15 protein-coding genes and 1 tRNA gene are annotated in these 17,067 nt (G+C 55.5%); 9 read left to right on the forward strand and 7 right to left on the reverse strand.

Annotated features, from left to right (window positions below; translation table 11 throughout):
* Window positions 1-3: 3 nt before the first annotated feature.
* The 7 genes from pheT to VEB01_RS22115 all read right to left on the reverse strand — a co-directional run bounded on the left by pheT (window position 4) and on the right by VEB01_RS22115 (window position 6,702).
* Window positions 4-2,382 (reverse strand): phenylalanine--tRNA ligase subunit beta, encoded by a 2,379-nt coding sequence (gene pheT, locus VEB01_RS22085; RefSeq protein ID WP_324879318.1) that lies wholly within the window; start codon window positions 2,380-2,382, stop codon window positions 4-6.
* A gap of 21 nt (window positions 2,383-2,403) precedes the next feature.
* Window positions 2,404-3,429, reverse strand: a complete 1,026-nt coding sequence (pheS, locus tag VEB01_RS22090) for a phenylalanine--tRNA ligase subunit alpha (RefSeq protein ID WP_324879320.1) — start codon at window positions 3,427-3,429, stop codon at window positions 2,404-2,406.
* 83 nt (window positions 3,430-3,512) lie between these two features.
* The gene (gene rplT / locus VEB01_RS22095; RefSeq protein WP_324879322.1) at window positions 3,513-3,860 is read right to left on the reverse strand and encodes a 50S ribosomal protein L20; all 348 of its coding nucleotides are present in this window, start codon (window positions 3,858-3,860) and stop codon (window positions 3,513-3,515) included.
* A gap of 29 nt (window positions 3,861-3,889) precedes the next feature.
* Complete coding sequence (gene rpmI / locus VEB01_RS22100; RefSeq protein ID WP_324879324.1) at window positions 3,890-4,087, reverse strand: 50S ribosomal protein L35; 198 nt, start codon at window positions 4,085-4,087, stop codon at window positions 3,890-3,892.
* 17 nt (window positions 4,088-4,104) lie between these two features.
* Window positions 4,105-4,632 (reverse strand): translation initiation factor IF-3, encoded by a 528-nt coding sequence (gene infC, locus VEB01_RS22105; protein ID WP_324879345.1) that lies wholly within the window; start codon window positions 4,630-4,632, stop codon window positions 4,105-4,107.
* A gap of 21 nt (window positions 4,633-4,653) precedes the next feature.
* Window positions 4,654-6,570 (reverse strand): threonine--tRNA ligase, encoded by a 1,917-nt coding sequence (gene thrS / locus VEB01_RS22110; protein WP_324879326.1) that lies wholly within the window; start codon window positions 6,568-6,570, stop codon window positions 4,654-4,656.
* Between the two features lie 55 nt (window positions 6,571-6,625).
* A tRNA-Val gene (locus tag VEB01_RS22115) sits at window positions 6,626-6,702 on the reverse strand.
* A gap of 184 nt (window positions 6,703-6,886) precedes the next feature.
* On the opposite strand from VEB01_RS22115, the gene VEB01_RS22120 reads away from it, so the two are divergent.
* The 9 genes from VEB01_RS22120 to VEB01_RS22160 form a co-directional block, all read left to right on the forward strand.
* A complete protein-coding gene (locus tag VEB01_RS22120; protein WP_324879328.1) occupies window positions 6,887-7,474 on the forward strand; it encodes a Slp family lipoprotein in 588 nt (195 codons plus the stop codon).
* Between the two features lie 62 nt (window positions 7,475-7,536).
* The gene (locus VEB01_RS22125; RefSeq protein ID WP_324879330.1) at window positions 7,537-8,055 is read left to right on the forward strand and encodes a Slp family lipoprotein; all 519 of its coding nucleotides are present in this window, start codon (window positions 7,537-7,539) and stop codon (window positions 8,053-8,055) included.
* A 252-nt stretch (window positions 8,056-8,307) separates the two neighbouring features.
* A complete protein-coding gene (locus VEB01_RS22130; RefSeq protein ID WP_324879332.1) occupies window positions 8,308-9,510 on the forward strand; it encodes a DesA family fatty acid desaturase in 1,203 nt (400 codons plus the stop codon).
* Between the two features lie 882 nt (window positions 9,511-10,392).
* A complete protein-coding gene (locus VEB01_RS22135) occupies window positions 10,393-11,619 on the forward strand; it encodes a methyl-accepting chemotaxis protein (protein WP_324879334.1) in 1,227 nt (408 codons plus the stop codon).
* A 17-nt stretch (window positions 11,620-11,636) separates the two neighbouring features.
* The gene (locus VEB01_RS22140; protein WP_324879336.1) at window positions 11,637-12,005 is read left to right on the forward strand and encodes a response regulator; all 369 of its coding nucleotides are present in this window, start codon (window positions 11,637-11,639) and stop codon (window positions 12,003-12,005) included.
* Window positions 12,006-12,018: 13 nt separating this feature from the next.
* Window positions 12,019-12,357: an STAS domain-containing protein gene (locus VEB01_RS22145; protein ID WP_324879337.1), complete on the forward strand. Its 339-nt coding sequence runs from the start codon at window positions 12,019-12,021 to the stop codon at window positions 12,355-12,357.
* On the forward strand, window positions 12,354-14,516 hold the full coding sequence (locus VEB01_RS22150) for a chemotaxis protein CheA (protein WP_324879339.1): 2,163 nt from the start codon (window positions 12,354-12,356) through the stop codon (window positions 14,514-14,516). Before VEB01_RS22145 ends, VEB01_RS22150 begins: the two co-directional genes overlap by 4 nt.
* A gap of 88 nt (window positions 14,517-14,604) precedes the next feature.
* The gene (locus tag VEB01_RS22155) at window positions 14,605-16,089 is read left to right on the forward strand and encodes an alginate export family protein (RefSeq protein WP_324879341.1); all 1,485 of its coding nucleotides are present in this window, start codon (window positions 14,605-14,607) and stop codon (window positions 16,087-16,089) included.
* Window positions 16,090-16,184: 95 nt separating this feature from the next.
* The coding region (locus VEB01_RS22160) for a methyl-accepting chemotaxis protein (protein WP_324879342.1) at window positions 16,185-17,067 on the forward strand (883 nt) is incomplete at its 3' end.

The following is a 17,067-nucleotide window of genomic DNA, read 5'->3' on the forward strand; positions in this document are numbered from 1 at the left end:
TTTTCAATCTCTCAACCTAGCATTGAATTCTTTGCTCAGACGATCCACCACTCTCCCCACTGTTTCATCGACCCTGGCATCGGTCAGCGTCTCAGCTTCGTCCTGCAGCACGAGCCCGAGAGCAACGCTCTTCCGGCCGGTTTCGACGCCCTGTCCCCGGTATACGTCGAATACCACGACCTGGCGCAGGATAGAACTATCAGTGCCTTTCACGCAATCGATCAAACAATGTACGGTGACGGATTCGTCGATAATGACCGCAATATCCCGGCGTACTTGAGGAAATTTCGAGATGCCCTGGAATACGGGAATATTTCTTCCCAGCAACACGTCTTGATCGAGCTCGAACAGGAAAACGTTTTGTTCGAAACCCAAGTGCTTTTCCAAGCGCGGATGCAGCATCCCGATCCAACCTAGCCGCTCGCCGCCGAGCCGGATTTCCGCCGCCTGCCCCGGATGAAGTGCAGGATGGGTCCCGGCGACAAATTCCAAATCAGCCTCCCGGCCGGTCAATTTAATGATGCCTTCGACGTCGGCCTTGATGTCGTAAAAGTCTACCGAACGGGCGGACTCTCCCCACTGCTCTTCATGCACCGAGCCCATCGCTAGGCCGGCCAGGGATTTCCGCTGTTCGATGCCACTATCCCGCCGTGCGAAACGTAGGCCGGTTTCGAACAGGCGCACCCGGTTCTGCTGGCGAAATGTATTCTTGAGGGCTGCATCCAGCAAACCGCACCAAAGGCCGGTGCGCATCACGGCCAGATCCGAGGAAATCGGATTTTTCAGCACGAGGTAGGGAATTTCGGGCTCGATCAGCGCTTGCCGCGCTTCATCGACAAAGCTATAGGTAATCGCTTCCTGATAGCTACGATCGACCAAAAGATTCTTTGCACGATCCAGATCAAGAACCCCTTCCGACACCGGTCGCATGGCCGTCGCCATGACCGGATGCCGGCGCGGCAGCGATTCGTAGCCGTAGACCCGTCCGAGTTCTTCGATGAGATCGGCTTCGATGGCAATGTCGAAACGAAAACCGGGGGGCGTTACGGTCCATCCCTCCGGATGCTCCACCAGAGTCATTCCGAGCCGCATAAGGATTTCGTCCACCTTTGACCGGTCTATGTTCATGCCGAGCAGCCGGGTAACCCTTTCGTGGCGCAGCAGAATTGGAGTTCGCTGAGGCAAATGTGAAGAGCTGACCGCTTCAGTAATGGGTCCGGCCTCTCCGCCTGCCGTAGCTATAATGAGTTCGCTGGCCCGCTCGATGGCACGAGCCTGCAATTCCGGATCAATCCCTCGCTCAAACCGATGGGACGATTCGGTATTTAATCCGTAGCGCCGCGCCTTACCCATAATCACGCTTGGGGTGAAAAAAGCACATTCGACAAAGATGTCGGCGGTGTCATCACTCACCGCTGAGTCGCTACCGCCCATGACTCCCGCCAGCGCCAAGGCTTTCCGTTGATCGGCGATAACTAAAACATCCGGGTCCAGTGAGACCTCCTCGTCGTTCAACAAGCGCAGCTTCTCTCCCGGCGTGGCATAGCGAACGTGGATGCCTCCTTCCAGCTTGGCTGCGTCGAAGGCATGCAAAGGCTGCCCCATTTCCAATAATACGTAATTGGTAACGTCCACCACTGCGTCCAAGGAACGGATGCCGGCACGTCGCAAGCGTTCGCGCATCCACAGCGGCGTCTGGGCCGTACGCGATATGCCTTTGATCAGCCGCCCCAAATAGCGCGGGCACGCCTCGGGCGCGGAAACGCTTACCGGGAATGTGTCTCGAGCAGATACGGAAACGGTCGGCACGTCCGGCACCGTCCAATCCAACCCGTTGAGCAAAGCCACTTCACGCGCGATACCCTCCATGCTCAGGCAGTCCGCACGGTTCGGCGTCAGATCGACCTCGACGATGCAATCGTTCAGTTTCAGATAATCCCGGACATCGGCGCCCACCGGAGCGTCTGCGGGCAATTCCATCAAGCCGGTTTGAGGATCCTCGATTCCCAGCTCTTTGGCTGAACAGAGCATGCCGAACGAGGCTACGCCTCGGAGTTCCGATTTTCGAATACTGACATCGCCCGGCAGACGGGCGCCCTCGACGGCGAGCGGCACGCGCATCCCAACCCAGACATTGGGCGCTCCGCATACGATCTGAAGCGGCTCTCCGGAACCGCTGGACACACGGCAGACTCGCAGCCGGTCGGCTTGTGGATGCGGCGAAACTTCGAGGACTTCGCCCACGATAACGCCGCTGAACGATCCGCCGGCGGGCTCGGCGCTGTCGACCTCCAAACCCGCCATCGTCAGCTGATGAACCAGTCTTTGCGTATCGATTGATGGATTGACGTATTCTCGTAACCAGGCTTCGCTGAAGCGCATGGGAAGGACCGTATGTTGTTCTTAAAATGCCGCGAATTGCGAGAGAAATCTAAGGTCGTTTTCAAAAAATAGCCTGAGGTCGTTGATGCCGTAGCGCAACATTGCGAGCCGCTCCACGCCCAAGCCGAAGGCGAATCCGGTATAACGTTCCGGATCGATCTTGACGAATTCGAATACTCGCGGATGGATCATTCCGCAGCCCATCACCTCCAACCAACCGGTCTGTTTGCAGACACGGCAGCCCTCGCCCCCGCAAATGACGCACTCGATATCAACTTCGGCGGAAGGCTCGGTAAACGGAAAATACGAGGGGCGGAAACGTACCTGCATGTCCTTTTCGAAGAACAAGGTCAGGAATTCGTAGAGAATGCCCTTGAGGTCGGCAAAGCTGACGTCCCGATCGACGACGAATCCTTCCACCTGGTGGAACATCGGGGTATGCGTCAAATCGGAATCGCAGCGATAGACGCGGCCCGGCGCGATTACCCTTAGCGGTGGATCCTGGGTCTCCATAATCCGCACCTGTACCGGCGACGTATGGGTGCGCAAGAGGGTATGATCGTCGAAGTAGAAGGTGTCATGCATCGCCCGCGCGGGATGGTGAGCGGGTATGTTCAGGGCCTCGAAGTTGTGGTAGTCATCTTCCACCTCCGGACCTTCGACTATGTCGAAACCGACGTTCTTGAAGAGTTGGCTGATGCGCCGCAATGTCAAAGTGACCGGATGGAGCCCCCCGGTACGCTGTCCGCGACCAGGCAAGGTAACGTCTATGGTTTCCCGCTTGAGACGCCCTTCCAGTTCGAGCAACTCAAGAACGCTCTTCCGAGCCTCCAAATCGGCCATAAACCGGTCTTTGGCCCGATTGATCCAGCCTCCCGCCTCCCGCCGTTGATCGGCCGGAAGCGTACCGAGCTCTTTCATGCGCTCGGTAAAGATACCTTTCTTGCCGAGGTAATGTACCCGTACTTGATAAAGTTTTCCGAGCGTGTCGGCTTCGGCCACTTGTTTTTGGGCCTGCACGAGAAGTTCTTCAAGGGATGTACTCACAGCCTTGCTCGCTTGGACAACGGTTTGGAGATGGGAACGGGAAAGACTTCAGACGAGTCTTCCCCGTGGAAACCAGATGTGGGCTAACCCTGGGCGATTCTGGCCAACTCAGCGAACGCTTCTTTGTCGCGAACAGCCAAATCCGCCAGAACTTTACGATCGATTTCGACGGAGGCCTTTTTCAGGCCATCCATAAAGCGGCTATAGGAAAGTCCGAATTCACGTGCCGCAGCATTGATTCTCACGATCCAAAGCGCACGGAATTGACGCTTTCTCTGTCTACGATCGCGATAAGCATATTGGCCGGCTTTGATTACCGCCTGTTTGGCAACGCGATATACTCGGCTACGGGCGCCGTAATAACCTTTGGCTTGTTTGAGAACCTTTTTGTGCCGGGCTCTCGCAGTGACGCCTCGTTTTACTCTAGGCATGGGCTTCTCTCTCGATGGGCAAGATAAAATCAGCTATAAGGCAACAAGCGAGCCGCACCACGCACATCCGACGGGTGCAAAGCGGCGGGACTGCGCAATTGACGCTTTCTCTTGGTGCTCTTCTTGGTCAGGATGTGACGGCGGTGCGAATGATTGCACTTGAAACCGCCGGACGCGGTGCGCTTGAAGCGTTTCGCCGCGCCGCGATTGGTCTTTATCTTAGGCATGTGAATCTCCAATTAACTCAAGATTTTTTCTTTTTGGGCGCAAGCGTCATGCTCAACTGCTTGCCTTCCATTTTCGGAAACTGCTCTACGGCCGCGTGCTCCACCAAATCCGTCTCAATCCGCTTCAGAAGATCCATGCCCAATTCTCGATGGCTCAATTCCCGGCCGCGGAACCGAACAGTGACTTTTGCTTTATCGCCGTCCGATAAAAAGCGAATAAGATTGCGCAGCTTGACTTGGTAATCGCCTTCATCCGTACCTGGACGGAATTTAACTTCCTTGACCTGAATCTGCTTTTGCTTTTTCTTAGCCGCCTGCAGTTTTTTATTCTGCTCGAAACGGAATTTACCGTAGTCCATTACCCGACAGACCGGAGGATCGGCTGCGGGCGAAATCTCGACCAGATCCAGATTCGCCTCATAAGCCATTTGCCTGGCTTCTCTGGCTGACACGACCCCTATCTGACTACCGTCAGGTCCAATTAACCTGACATTGGGCGCCGTAATCTCGTCATTCAGGCGCGGCTCTTTTCTTTCAGCAGTGATATCCTATTCCTCCGAAGGCAATTATTGAAAAGCAGCGCGATCCGCCACCTCGCCGATAAGCTTGCGGATCAAATCCGGCAAGCTGAAACTTCCTAGATCCTGGCCTTTCTGCATGCGAACAGAAACGGTACGGGAATCCAATTCTTTATCGCCGACAATTAACAAATAAGGCACGCGCTGCACGGTGTGCTCGCGGATTTTAAAGCCGATCTTCTCATTTCTCAAGTCGGTCTTTACTCGAAGGCCTTGTTTTACAAGCTCCGCAGCTAATTCGGCCGCATATTCGGCTTGATTTCCGGTAATGTTCAGCACTACGGCCTGCACAGGTGCCAGCCAAAGCGGGAAGTATCCTGCGTAATGCTCGACGAGAATGCCGATGAAACGCTCCATCGAGCCTATTATCGCCCGATGCAGCATGACCGGAGTATGGCGGGCATTGTCTTCGCCCACGTATTCGGCGCCGAGCCGCCCCGGCATCATGAAATCCACCTGGATGGTCCCGCACTGCCATACCCGGCCGATAGCATCCTTCAAGGCGAACTCGATCTTAGGACCGTAAAAAGCCCCCTCACCCGGCTGCAACTGGTACTCGATGTCTTGCGCAGCTAGAGCCGCCGTCAGCGCGTCCTCGGCCTTATCCCAGATTTCGTCGCTACCGAGCCGCTTGGGCGGACGCGTGGAGAGCTTGTACAGGATATCGGCAAAGCCGAAATCCGCGTAGACCTTACGCAAGGTGCCGATAAACGCGACAACTTCACCCTGGATTTGATCCTCGGTACAGAAGACATGGCCGTCATCCTGATTGAAACCGCGCACACGCATAATCCCGTGCAAGGTTCCGGAAGGCTCGTTGCGGTGGCAGGAGCCGAACTCACCGAACCGGATCGGCAATTCACGGTAGCTGTGCAGGTGCTGCTTGAACACCTGAATATGGCCGGGACAGTTCATAGGTTTTACCGCGTACTCCCTATTCTCGGAGGCGGTAAAAAACATGTTCTCATGGAAGTTATCCCAATGGCCCGAAGCTTTCCAAAGGCTTACGTCGAGAATTTGAGGACAGCGGATTTCCTGATAGCCGTTCTCACGAAATACCTGGCGCATGTACTGCTCGACCTGCTGGTAGAGTGCCCAGCCGTTAGGGTGCCAGAACACCATCCCCGGAGCTTCCTCCTGGGTGTGAAACAGGTCCTGAAGCTTGCCGATCTTGCGGTGGTCGCGCTTATCCGCCTCCTCGATGCGATGCAGATACGCGTCCAAATCCTTCTTATCGGCCCAAGCGGTACCGTAGATACGCTGCAGCATGGCATTGCGAGAATCTCCCCGCCAATAGGCGCCGGCCACCTTCATGAGCTTGAAGGCTCTGAGTTTTCCGGTGTCGGGCACATGGGGACCGCGACAAAGATCCGTAAAATTCCCTTGTGAGTAGAGAGAGATTTCCTGGCCGGCGGGAATGGCTTCGATAATTTCGGCCTTATATTGCTCGCCTTGGTTACGGAAAAATTCGATAGCCTCTTCCCGGCGCAACACTTCTCGTTCAACCGGCATGGCCTTGGCTGCCAACTCCGTCATCTTTTTCTCGATTGCCTCTAGATCCTCCGGCGTGAAGGGACGTTCAAAGGCGAAATCGTAGTAAAACCCGTTTTCCACTACAGGACCGATCGTCACCTGGGCGCTCGGGTACAGTTCCTTAACGGCCTGAGCCAGCAGATGCGCGGTTGAATGGCGAATAATATCCAGCCCCTCCGCATCCTTACCCGTGACGATTTCGACCGCGGCATCATCTTCGATAAGACCGGACAAATCGGTCAGCTTTCCGTTGATCCGGCCGGCCAATGCTGCCTTAGCCAACCCCGGACCAATGGATTGAGCCACTTCCATAAGTGTTACGGAGCGATCGAATGTGCGAGCGGAACCATCTGGAAGGCTTATCACGGGCATCGGTCGAAACCTCTTCAACAAAAAAAAGCATCGGCCAGCGATGCTTTTTTGGAATTGGTAGGCGCGATTGGACTCGAACCAACGACCCCCACCATGTCAAGGTGGTGCTCTAACCAACTGAGCTACGCGCCTGAAGTCAAGAGCGGCAATTATAGAGCTATTTTTTTATTTAATCAAAGCCCTTCTCTCTTGCGAATTGAGGAAGAGAGATTTTGAGGATGGCGAGTTAGCGAATTGATTATGATGGTTGTATAAATGTGAATTCGTTGGAAACAGTTGTGTCCAATAAAAAAAGCGTTTCAGCAAGGGTGGTAACATGGCCACGACATCGATCGAAACCCTGATTTCCGCGGTTCTGTCCGGTAGATCGAACTTGCTTCGATTGACGTTACTATGGGCAACAATACTAAGTATTGCTGGGTGCGCAACCAGCCCGTTTTCAAAATCCATTCGGGCGACGACAGAAAAGCAGCCATCGTTTTCGGAAATCAGCGCCCGGCCGGACGCTTACAAAGGCCGAACGGTCATGCTGGGCGGCGTCATCGTCCAAACCAGCAATCTACCGAATGTCACCGAAATCGAAGTCCTGCAAAAATCGCTGGATAGCTCGGATCGCCCCGAAGATGTCGATGTTTCCGCCGGACGATTCCTGATTCGCTGCCAAGGCTTCCTAGATTCGGCGGTTTATGCGAAAGGACGCGAAGTAACGGTCGCCGGAGAGGTCAAAGGCAAGGAAACCAAGCCTCTCGATCAAATCAACTACGCCTATCCGGTGATCGGCTGCAATGAAATTCATCTTTGGGCTACTCGACCGACCTATACCTATTATCCGTCGCCATACTATTACGATCCTTGGTGGCGCGGCTGGCCCGGCTATTACCCTTACTGGTACCCTTATTGGTAAGGTTCGCTGAGTTCATGAGGCTGAACCATAACACTGGCAGCATTGGGATCTCGAAAAAGGACATGCGATCCGGCTCAGCAACGATCTTGTCCCGACTTCTCGGCCTTGCCGCCGTACTTGCAGTCACGTTCCAACTCAGCGGGTGCGGATCGGTACTTTCGCGAAAAGCCATGGATCAGGTTAATCCAAACCTTTCACCCGACATCGTCCTGAAAAATCCCAAAGCATTTATTGGCCAAACCGTTCTCGTAGGCGGAACTATCCTTAGCTCCGAAAATCTACAGGAAGGCACGTTGGTCGAAGTTTTAACCTATCCCACCGATAGACGCGGCAACCCGCAACTCGACGAGCCCGCCTTAGGCAGATTCCTTCTACTGTATCCTGGCTATTTGGACACGCTCATCTATCAACAGGGCCGGAAAGTCGTGGCTGCCGGCCGCATAATCGGCGAGCGCGTGACCGACACCGGCGAAACGAACCGCGCATTTCCGCTGCTTCATCCCTTGGAAATCGAGCTTCTATCGGAATACGATACCGGTCCTAGATTCGGTATCGGCTTAGGATTTCAGTTCGGTTTCTAGCCGATGGCGGCGAGCTCGTTTTTTCTCTCCCTGAGCAGCGCTTGGACCAGGCTTCAATCGGCCCATCCGGAAAATGTACGGATTGAAAATCCACGCTCGCTTATTTGAAAATCGGATTGCGGACATTCCACAAAACGGCCGATAGTTCCAATATTCTTTCTTTACCCAACCCTGTTGAAAAGTCTTTCAAGACCACAATGACCTTTATTAACGCCTGTCTCCTTAGCATTTTCTTCCATCGGATAGCAAAAAATGATTGACGGTTTACTCGACACCCCTTGGTGGGGACTTATTGCCATTACGTTGGGCTTGACCCATGTCACCATTGCCAGCGTTACAATCTTCCTCCATCGTCATCAAGCGCATCGCGCCCTGGAGCTTCACCCGGCGATCAGCCACTTTTTCCGGCTCTGGTTGTGGCTGACGACTGGCATGGTCACCAAAGAATGGGTCGCGATCCATCGCAAACACCACGCCAAGTGCGAAACATCGGAAGACCCCCATAGCCCCAGAGCATTCGGTATTCGGAAGGTACTGTGGGAAGGCGCGGAACTCTACCGAACCGAAGCCGCCAACCCGGAAACCCTGGACAAATACGGCTACGGCACTCCGAACGACTGGCTTGAGCGGAATCTTTACGCACCGCACCCGGGCTTGGGCGTTGCTCTTATGTTCCTTGCTGACGTCGCGCTGTTCGGCGTTTACGGCATCACCGTGTGGGCCGTGCAAATGCTCTGGATACCCTTTTGGGCGGCCGGCGTGGTTAATGGCCTCGGGCATTATTGGGGCTATCGCAATTTCGAAACCCGCGACGCATCCACCAATCTCCTCCCGATCGGCCTGCTGATCGGAGGCGAGGAACTGCACAATAACCATCACGCGTACCCCTCTTCGGCACGGCTGTCCTCCCACTGGTGGGAATTGGACATCGGCTGGGCCTACATTCGCCTGATGGAACTGCTGAAATTGGCCGACGTCCGGCGGGTCGCTCCAAAAATACGCATTCTTCCCGACAAAAAACTGATCGATCTGGCAACGGTACAAGCCGTAATGCGTAATCGAGTTCATGTGTTAGCTCTATACGGCCGCAGCGTGGTGCTTCCGGTGCTGCGCCAAGAATTGAAGACGGCCCTCCCCGCGTCCCGACGCCTGCTCCGCGACGCGAAACCGCTCTTGGTTCGAGAGGATATCCAACTCGACGAGGCCACTACCCGCACCCTTAATCGAGCGCTGAACCTAAGCCACACACTCCACACGGTTTACCGCTTTAAAGAGGAACTAAAACAGCTTTGGGCGAACTCCTCGGTCAGCTACGAAGCGCGCATGCAGTCCCTCAGGGAGTGGTGCAAACGGGCGGAGGAAACGGGCATCCAGGCGCTTCACGATTTTGCCGACTTGTTGCACGGATACACCCTTGCGAGCCGTTTATCCGCCAACTATTTACCTAGATCTTAAACACTGCGGGCGGCATATACAGCAGCGGGGCCCGAAGTAAGCCATGATGGCCGGGTAAGGCGGCGAGCGCGTGACAGCCAGTCCTCGACCGCCCGGCAGTGAACCCCGCGGGTTCCGTCAGTTCACTGCCGCCCGCGACTGCTTGCGTAGCAGTACAACCATCTGACGCCGCAATCCCAATCGTCAACCGCCAACTTCCACGCTTCGGTAAGCCCATACCACCGAAGGCGGCAACATCCGACGCACATCCCCTACACAACCCTCCGTTTTCCTTACCAAAAAATCAGACTTATCTGACTTTCATTCTGTTACGTCCGTACCAAACTTAAAAAAAGTTGGGGGAAGTGCTCGGTGAAGGTATCGATTGTGAATGGCCGCGAGCAGTACGCGAGCGAGCGGCCTCCTTGTTTGGGCATAACCTCAAAAAACCATCGCAATAACCAAGGCTGCAACAGCAGTCGAGGTACTGGGAAAATTTCGGACAGAGCATCCGGCGCTGGTTTTCTTGGCCCTGTTTCTGCCGGACGGAAATGGCTTCGATGTGCTTAGAGCCATCAGCAGGAAGAACTGCGAGCGAACATTCTCCTAGAGCCCGTTATGAACTTTGATTGAGTGTCTGATTCGATAGTTAGTACCGATAACGTTGGTACTGTGCGGCGAGCAGCTAAGTTATTGTTTTTATAAAAGTAGCTGTACGGGTTCATAACACCTCCTAGTCGCGAATCCCCCCACTTCCCAGTATTGAAATAAAAGCCCTCAACCAAGGGCGCGGATTTTTTTTGACCAATCGGAAGAATTCGAGGACGTGACAAGAGCCGCCGCCGACATGTGCTCCGGTCACGGCAATCCGAAAAACGAAAACCAACAGGGGTAAATAAAGAGATGCGTAAGGAAGAGGAGCTAAACACCACTAGCGAATTCTCCGCCTCCGAGTGTTTATCGAACAGAGTCTTATGGTTTTATGCGGGCTGCCTCGGATCAGCCGGTTTGCTGATAACGGCGCAAGCGGGAAACTGGAGCACCGGCAGCCTTATCGGCGGTGGCGCCTTGCTACTCATTGCATTGCTGCCGATTCGTTCGCTTGCAGCACGGTCCAAACGGGGATTAGCAGCGGCAATCGAGATTAGCAGCGCAAATTTATTAGCGGAGCAAGAAAAGAAACGCGAGCGCATCCATGGCTTGGACCAATTGTGTACGGCCGTATTGCCCGTATGGTCCGGACAGATTGAGATGGGACGATCGCAGATGGAAGAGGCCATCGTCACGCTTAGCGGCCGTTTCGCCGATATCGTGCATAACTTGGAGACCGCCGTTGACGCTTCGCAAGAGACGGCCCAGGACATCGGCGGACAAACAGGCAACAGTGGCATGGTTTCGCTCCTGGCGCAGAGCCAAAACGAATTGAACTCGGTAATCGCCTCCCTGAAAACGGCTTTAGACATGAGGCGGATGGCGATGCAGGAAATCCTACAACTGTCCCACTTCACGGAGGAGTTGAAGCAAATGGCGGCGGAGGTCGCCAACGTTGCCGGACAAACCAACTTGTTGGCTCTTAACGCGGCCATCGAAGCCGCCCGGGCGGGAGAAGCCGGAAGGGGATTCGCGGTCGTGGCGGATGAAGTACGGAAATTGTCAACGCTTTCCGGAGAGACGGGAAAACGTATCAGCGAGCGGGTGAACGTCATCAACGAGGCCATCACCTCGGCATTGGAGCTTTCTGAAAAAAGCGCCAATCAGGACGCGAAATTGCTGACCGACTCCGAAACCGCCATAAACCGGGTTCTCGATCAATTCAGCAGCGCGGGCGGCGCTTTGAACCAATCCGCCAAAATCCTTCAGGGAGAAAGCGTAGAAATACGGAACGAGATATCGGACATTCTAGTCTCCCTGCAATTTCAGGATCGGGTTAGCCAAATCCTGGGGCATGTGCGCAACGATTTGGAAAAGCTACATGCGCATATCTCCGAAGCGACCGGGAGAGAAACGATCGAGGCCACGCTGTGGCTCAAGGAATTGGCTCAAACCTATACCACCGAAGAGCAGCGGCGCCATCACCACGGCGCGCCGTCCGCCAAAGCCGCTCAATCCGCCGACATCACCTTCTTTTAATCCAGAGGAATAGCACTATGGCCAAAACCATTCTCATTGTCGACGATTCGGCCTCGCTCCGTCAGGTCGTGGGCATCGCCCTGAAAGGAGCGGGCTACGATGTGATCGAGGCCTGCGACGGCCAAGATGCCTTGAAGAAGCTGAATGGGCAACGAATTCACCTGATCATCAGCGATGTCAATATGCCCAATATGGATGGGATAACCTTCGTTAAGGAGGCGAAGCAACTACCGGCCTACAAATTCACTCCGGTGATCATGCTCACCACCGAATCACAGGAAGCCAAAATGGCCGAAGGCAAAGCGGCAGGCGCCAAGGCGTGGGTTATCAAACCATTTCAGCCTGTGCAAATGCTCGATGCGGTATCCAAGTTGATTATGCCGTGAGGGAGCTTCAGCCGTGACCATAGAATTCACAGAAGAAAGCGGTGCATTGCGTCTCGCCGGCGAACTAACCGTCTATCACGCCGCAGAAGTGAAACGACCGCTGATGGCAATGCTACAGGAAAAAACAGAACTGGAAATTGATTTATCCGGAATCAGCGAAATCGATACCGCGGGACTTCAGCTCCTGATGCTCGCTAAAAAGGAAGCGGACCGCTCCCAAAAAAATCTCCGCCTTGTCTCCCACAGCGCTCCTGTCCTGGAGTTAATGGACCTGTACGACCTGGCAGGCTTTTTCGGCGATCCCCTCGTCATAACCGCCGCCCCCGGTCCGAGAGGAGGCATGTCGTCATGAGCCTGGATCAAGCACTGCCGGTTTTCATCGAGGAGAGCCGCGCTCTTCTCGAAGAGATGGAGGAGGGCCTTCTACGGCTGGAACAGGCGCCGAACGACGCGAATATCTTGAATGCCATTTTTCGCGCCGCCCATACCATCAAGGGTTCGGCGGGACTGTTCGGCCTTGACGCCATCGTATCCTTCACTCATGTCGTGGAGAACGTCCTGGATCGGATGCGTGCCGGCGAAATCCCGGCACAACCCGATTTGACTAACCTGCTACTCCAATCCTGCGACGAGATCTACGTCCTAATCGATGCGGCGGCTGTCGGAACCGAAGCGGATATCGAGCCAACGACAACGGGCGTTGAACTGCTCGTGCGGCTATCCCGTTATCTGGAAACGCCCGGCGAACGGAACGATGCCAAATGTCTGCCGGCCAAAACACCCGCACCGGTAGAGATTTGCGGCGAAGGTGCCGTAACCGGAGATAGCTGGCACATCGCCGTGGATTTCGGCGAAGACATCCTGCGCAACGGCTTCGATCCGGCATCGTTCATTCGTTACCTGCGCAATCTGGGCGATATCGTCCATCTCACGACCAAAACGGAACGACTACCGTTCGCCGAACACATGGATCCGGAGAGTTGTTACCTTGGCTTCGAGATCGATTTCAAAAGCGCGGCGGACAAGAAAACCATCGAAACGGTCTTTGAGTTCGTGCGGGACGATTGCCACATTCGCATCACTCCGCCGCCCGCTTTCGCCGCAGTCGCCATCGAGCGCATCGAAGCCCTGGAGTCCGAGGCGGACAAGGTAGGAGAGATTCTGGTCAAGGCCGATGCGGCCACGCCCCGAGAGATCGAAGAAGCGCTTGCCCTGCAAAACAAGATCGAAGCCCGAGCCCACAGACACCCGCCGGTGGGCGAGATATTGGTGCAGGAGGGCATGCTGCAACAACCGGTCGTCGAGGCAGCGCTCGAAAAACAAAAGAAAATCCGCGACGCCAGAGCCGGCGAAACCCGCCTCATCCGCATTCATTCCGGAAAGCTGGATCAACTCATCAACCAGGTGGGCGAATTGGTCATCGCCGGGGCGGCAGCGTCCTTGCTGGCCCAGAAGACAAACGACAGCGCACTGCAAGAAGCGCTTTCCACCATCCTGCGGCTGGTGGAAGAAGTCCGTGGCGGCGCCCTACAGTTGCGCATGGTGCAGATCGGCGAAACCTTCAACCGTTTCAACCGTGTCGTGCGGGATGTTTCGAAAGAACTGGGCAAAGACATCGAACTCCAGATCAGCGGTGCGGAAACCGAGTTGGACAAGACGGTGGTGGAAAAGATCGGCGATCCCCTGACCCACCTGGTGCGCAACGCCATCGACCACGGTATCGAGCCTACGGATCGGCGTATCGCGAGCGGCAAACCATCAAAAGGCACGGTTCGGCTCAACGCTTACCACGAATCCGGCAGCATCGTCATCGAAGTGAGCGACGACGGCGGCGGATTGAATCGCAACAAAATATTGAGCAGGGCGATAGAACGGGGATTGGTGAACGCCAATCAGAACCTGAGCGAGCAAGAGATCTACAACTTGATCTTCGAGCCCGGTTTCTCTACCGCCGACAAGATCAGCAATCTGTCCGGACGCGGCGTCGGCATGGATGTCGTACGGCGCAACATCGAGGCGCTCCGCGGCTCGGTGGAAATCGCGAGCCTCGAAGGACGAGGCTCGACCATACGCATCCGCCTGCCTTTGACCTTGGCCATCATCGACGGATTTTTGGTGAGCGTCGGCGGCTGCTCCTATGTGATACCTCTGGATATGGTGTCGGAGTGCGTGGAGCTGGATGAACATCAACAGCACCACGGCGGCTACGTCAATCTGCGCGGAGAGGTATTACCCATCCTCAATCTGAGGGAACACTTCAGGATGCACGGCAAAACCGCCCGCCGGCAGAACATCGTCGTGACTCATTTCGGCGGGCAAAAGGCGGGCTTAGTGGTGGACGAACTCGCGGGTGAGTTCCAAACCGTCATCAAGCCTTTAGGCAAACTGTTCGGCAAAGCGCGCGGCGTCAGCGGCTTCACCATTCTGGGTTCCGGCGACGTGGCGCTGATCCTCGACGTCCCTTCGCTGATCCAGCGCGCCGCCAATCTTGAAGCACAGAAAGTAGCTTAAAAAATAAATACTCATTCATTGGGGGAAATTCGTGATTTCGTCGTTGACCAAAAAATCTTGGGGGCCTCCCGCAAGGTCTCGTTACTTGATGCCGCTGCTTTCACTGGGGATTGCAGTGAAACTAGGGCACGCCAATCCCGCGGTCGTTCCCAAAGAGTTCAAACCCTGGGGACAGATCAACGAAAACCTGCGCATCACCGGTGAATTGCGTGGCCGCTACGAAGCGTGGGATTTTTTCAAGCCAAGTCCCGCGGCAAACAATAACAACGATTATGACTTCTGGGCGATCCGCGCCCGTCTCGGCGTGCTGCTCACCACGCCCCATATCGACGGTTACGTACAGGGTGAATACAGCGGACTTTACGATCTTCCCAGCGACGCCGTCGCGGTTCCGGGCGGGCCGTTGGGCCTCGGCGCCGCCTACTTTTCCGAAAATCGCGCCAAGTCTCCCAGCGATGTGCATCTAAAACAGGCTTATCTCAATTTCAAGCTGGGCGCCTTGGGCTTGCCCGGCCTGTCGCTGAAAGTCGGGCGGCTCGAACTCTTGGAAGGGCTGGAGTACAAGGTCGCCGACCCCAAGTTCTACGCACTCAAGGTCACCCGCGCCTCGCAACGCCTCATGGGTACTTTCGACTTCACCCATGCGGCCCGGAATTTCGATGGATTTTCCATGGTTTACGATCAGCCCGCTTTCAACCTGACCGTGAGCGGCGCACATCCGAACCAGGGCGGATTCAACATCCATGCGCAGGACGAGATCAGCCATATCGACCTGTTCTATACCGCACTGACCAGCAAGAAGGATGCGTTGCTGCCCGGCACCGAGGGCCGGCTGTTTTATCTCTATTACGGCGACGACCGCAACACCCAAGTAGTGGACAACCGTCCCGCCAGCCAGCGGCCGCGCCTCAATCGGCCGGGTCAGGATTTGAACATCCACAACGTGGGAACCCACTTGCTCGGAATGCGGAAACTCGGCCCCGGCGAAGTCGACGGCCTTTTGTGGGGTGTCTACCAGTTCGGCGACTGGACCAACCAAAGCCATCAGGCGTGGGCGGTGGACGCCGAAGCCGGCTACCAATGGATCGATCTGCCGCTCAAGCCGTGGCTGCGCGCCGGTTATTTCCGAAGCTCCGGCGACGACAACTCGAACGACGGAAGACACGAAACCTTTTTCCAGGTTCTGCCTACCGTACGCCTCTACGCCAAGTTCCCCTACTTCAATCTGATGAACTTGCAGGATGCCTTCGCCCAATTGATCGTGGCGCCAACCCCGGCCACCAAGGTCGCCGTCGACTTCCATCACCTGTCGCTTTCCGACTCGTCCGACCTGTTTTACGCCGGGGCCGGCGCGACCTCCCGCTCCGGTTCCTTCGGCTTTCTCGGGCGCAACGCGCACGGCAGGAGCGACGCGGGAGAACTGGTGGACGTGAGTTTTACCCAGACGCTCACCAAGGAACTGTCGTGGAATCTTTATTACGGCCATGCCTTCGGCGGCAACGTCACCGAAACGGTATACCGGGCCAAAAAGGACGCGGATTACGGCTTCGTGGAATTCAACCTGGCTTTCTGACGGAGCGACCTATGAGAGAAAACGGACGCCGTGCGAGTTCGCGATTCAACTGAATAACAATCAAATCTGTGAACACTAATAGTTGGGAGATAAAAATGAATACGTTTAAGAACATGAAAATCGGCCTGCGGCTGGGCTCGGGGTTCGGACTTCTCGTATTGATTGTCTTAGTTGTAGAAGCTCTCGGCATCGACCGAATGGGCGAACTCAACGCGAGTCTCAATCGGATCGTAAAGGAAGCCTTCCCCAAGGTAGTGGCATCAGCGGATTTCCGACTGAAAGTCAATATTACCGGACGCGAAATGGCGTATGCGCTGGCGCTAGAGAAGCAGGAGTTGGACGCCCAACTCGCCAAAGTTAAAGAGTCTCGCAAGAACGCCAAGGAAGCCTTCGAGGCTCTGGACAAGTCGCTGACCGGTCAAAAGGAGCGGGAGCTTTTGGCTCTGACCGAGGCGGCAAGGCAAAAATATGTAAAGACCCAAGAGGAACTCATTGGCCTATTGACCGCCGGCAAAAAAGCGGAGGCGAAAAACTATTTCGCCAAAGAGCTCCTTCCTGCCCAAAGCGACGTCACCAAATTGCTCGCCGACCTTCTTGACTATCAAAAACAAAACACGGAAGAAGCCTCCGAAATTGCGGTTGCGACTTACATAGAATCCCGCACGCAGATGTTTGCGCTGGGAGCGATCGCGGTGCTGCTGAGCGTCGGCGTCGGTTTCCTGATCACGCGCAGCATCACCCGCCCCCTGACCGAAGCCGTGGGAGCGGCTAACCAGCTCGCGGAAGGAAATCTGACGATCAGTATCGACGCGGCGTCGAAGGACGAAACGGGACAGTTGCTGGCGGCCATGAGGGCCATGGTGGAGAAGCTGTCGCGGATCATCGCCGACGTGCGGGGCGCGGCGGGCCACTTGTCGAGCGCCTCGGAAGAGGTCTCGGCGACCGCCCAGAGCCTGTCGCAGGCCTCCAGCGAACAAG

This window comes from Methylocaldum sp. (assembly GCF_035627495.1).
Taxonomy (GTDB): Bacteria; Pseudomonadota; Gammaproteobacteria; order Methylococcales; family Methylococcaceae; genus Methylocaldum.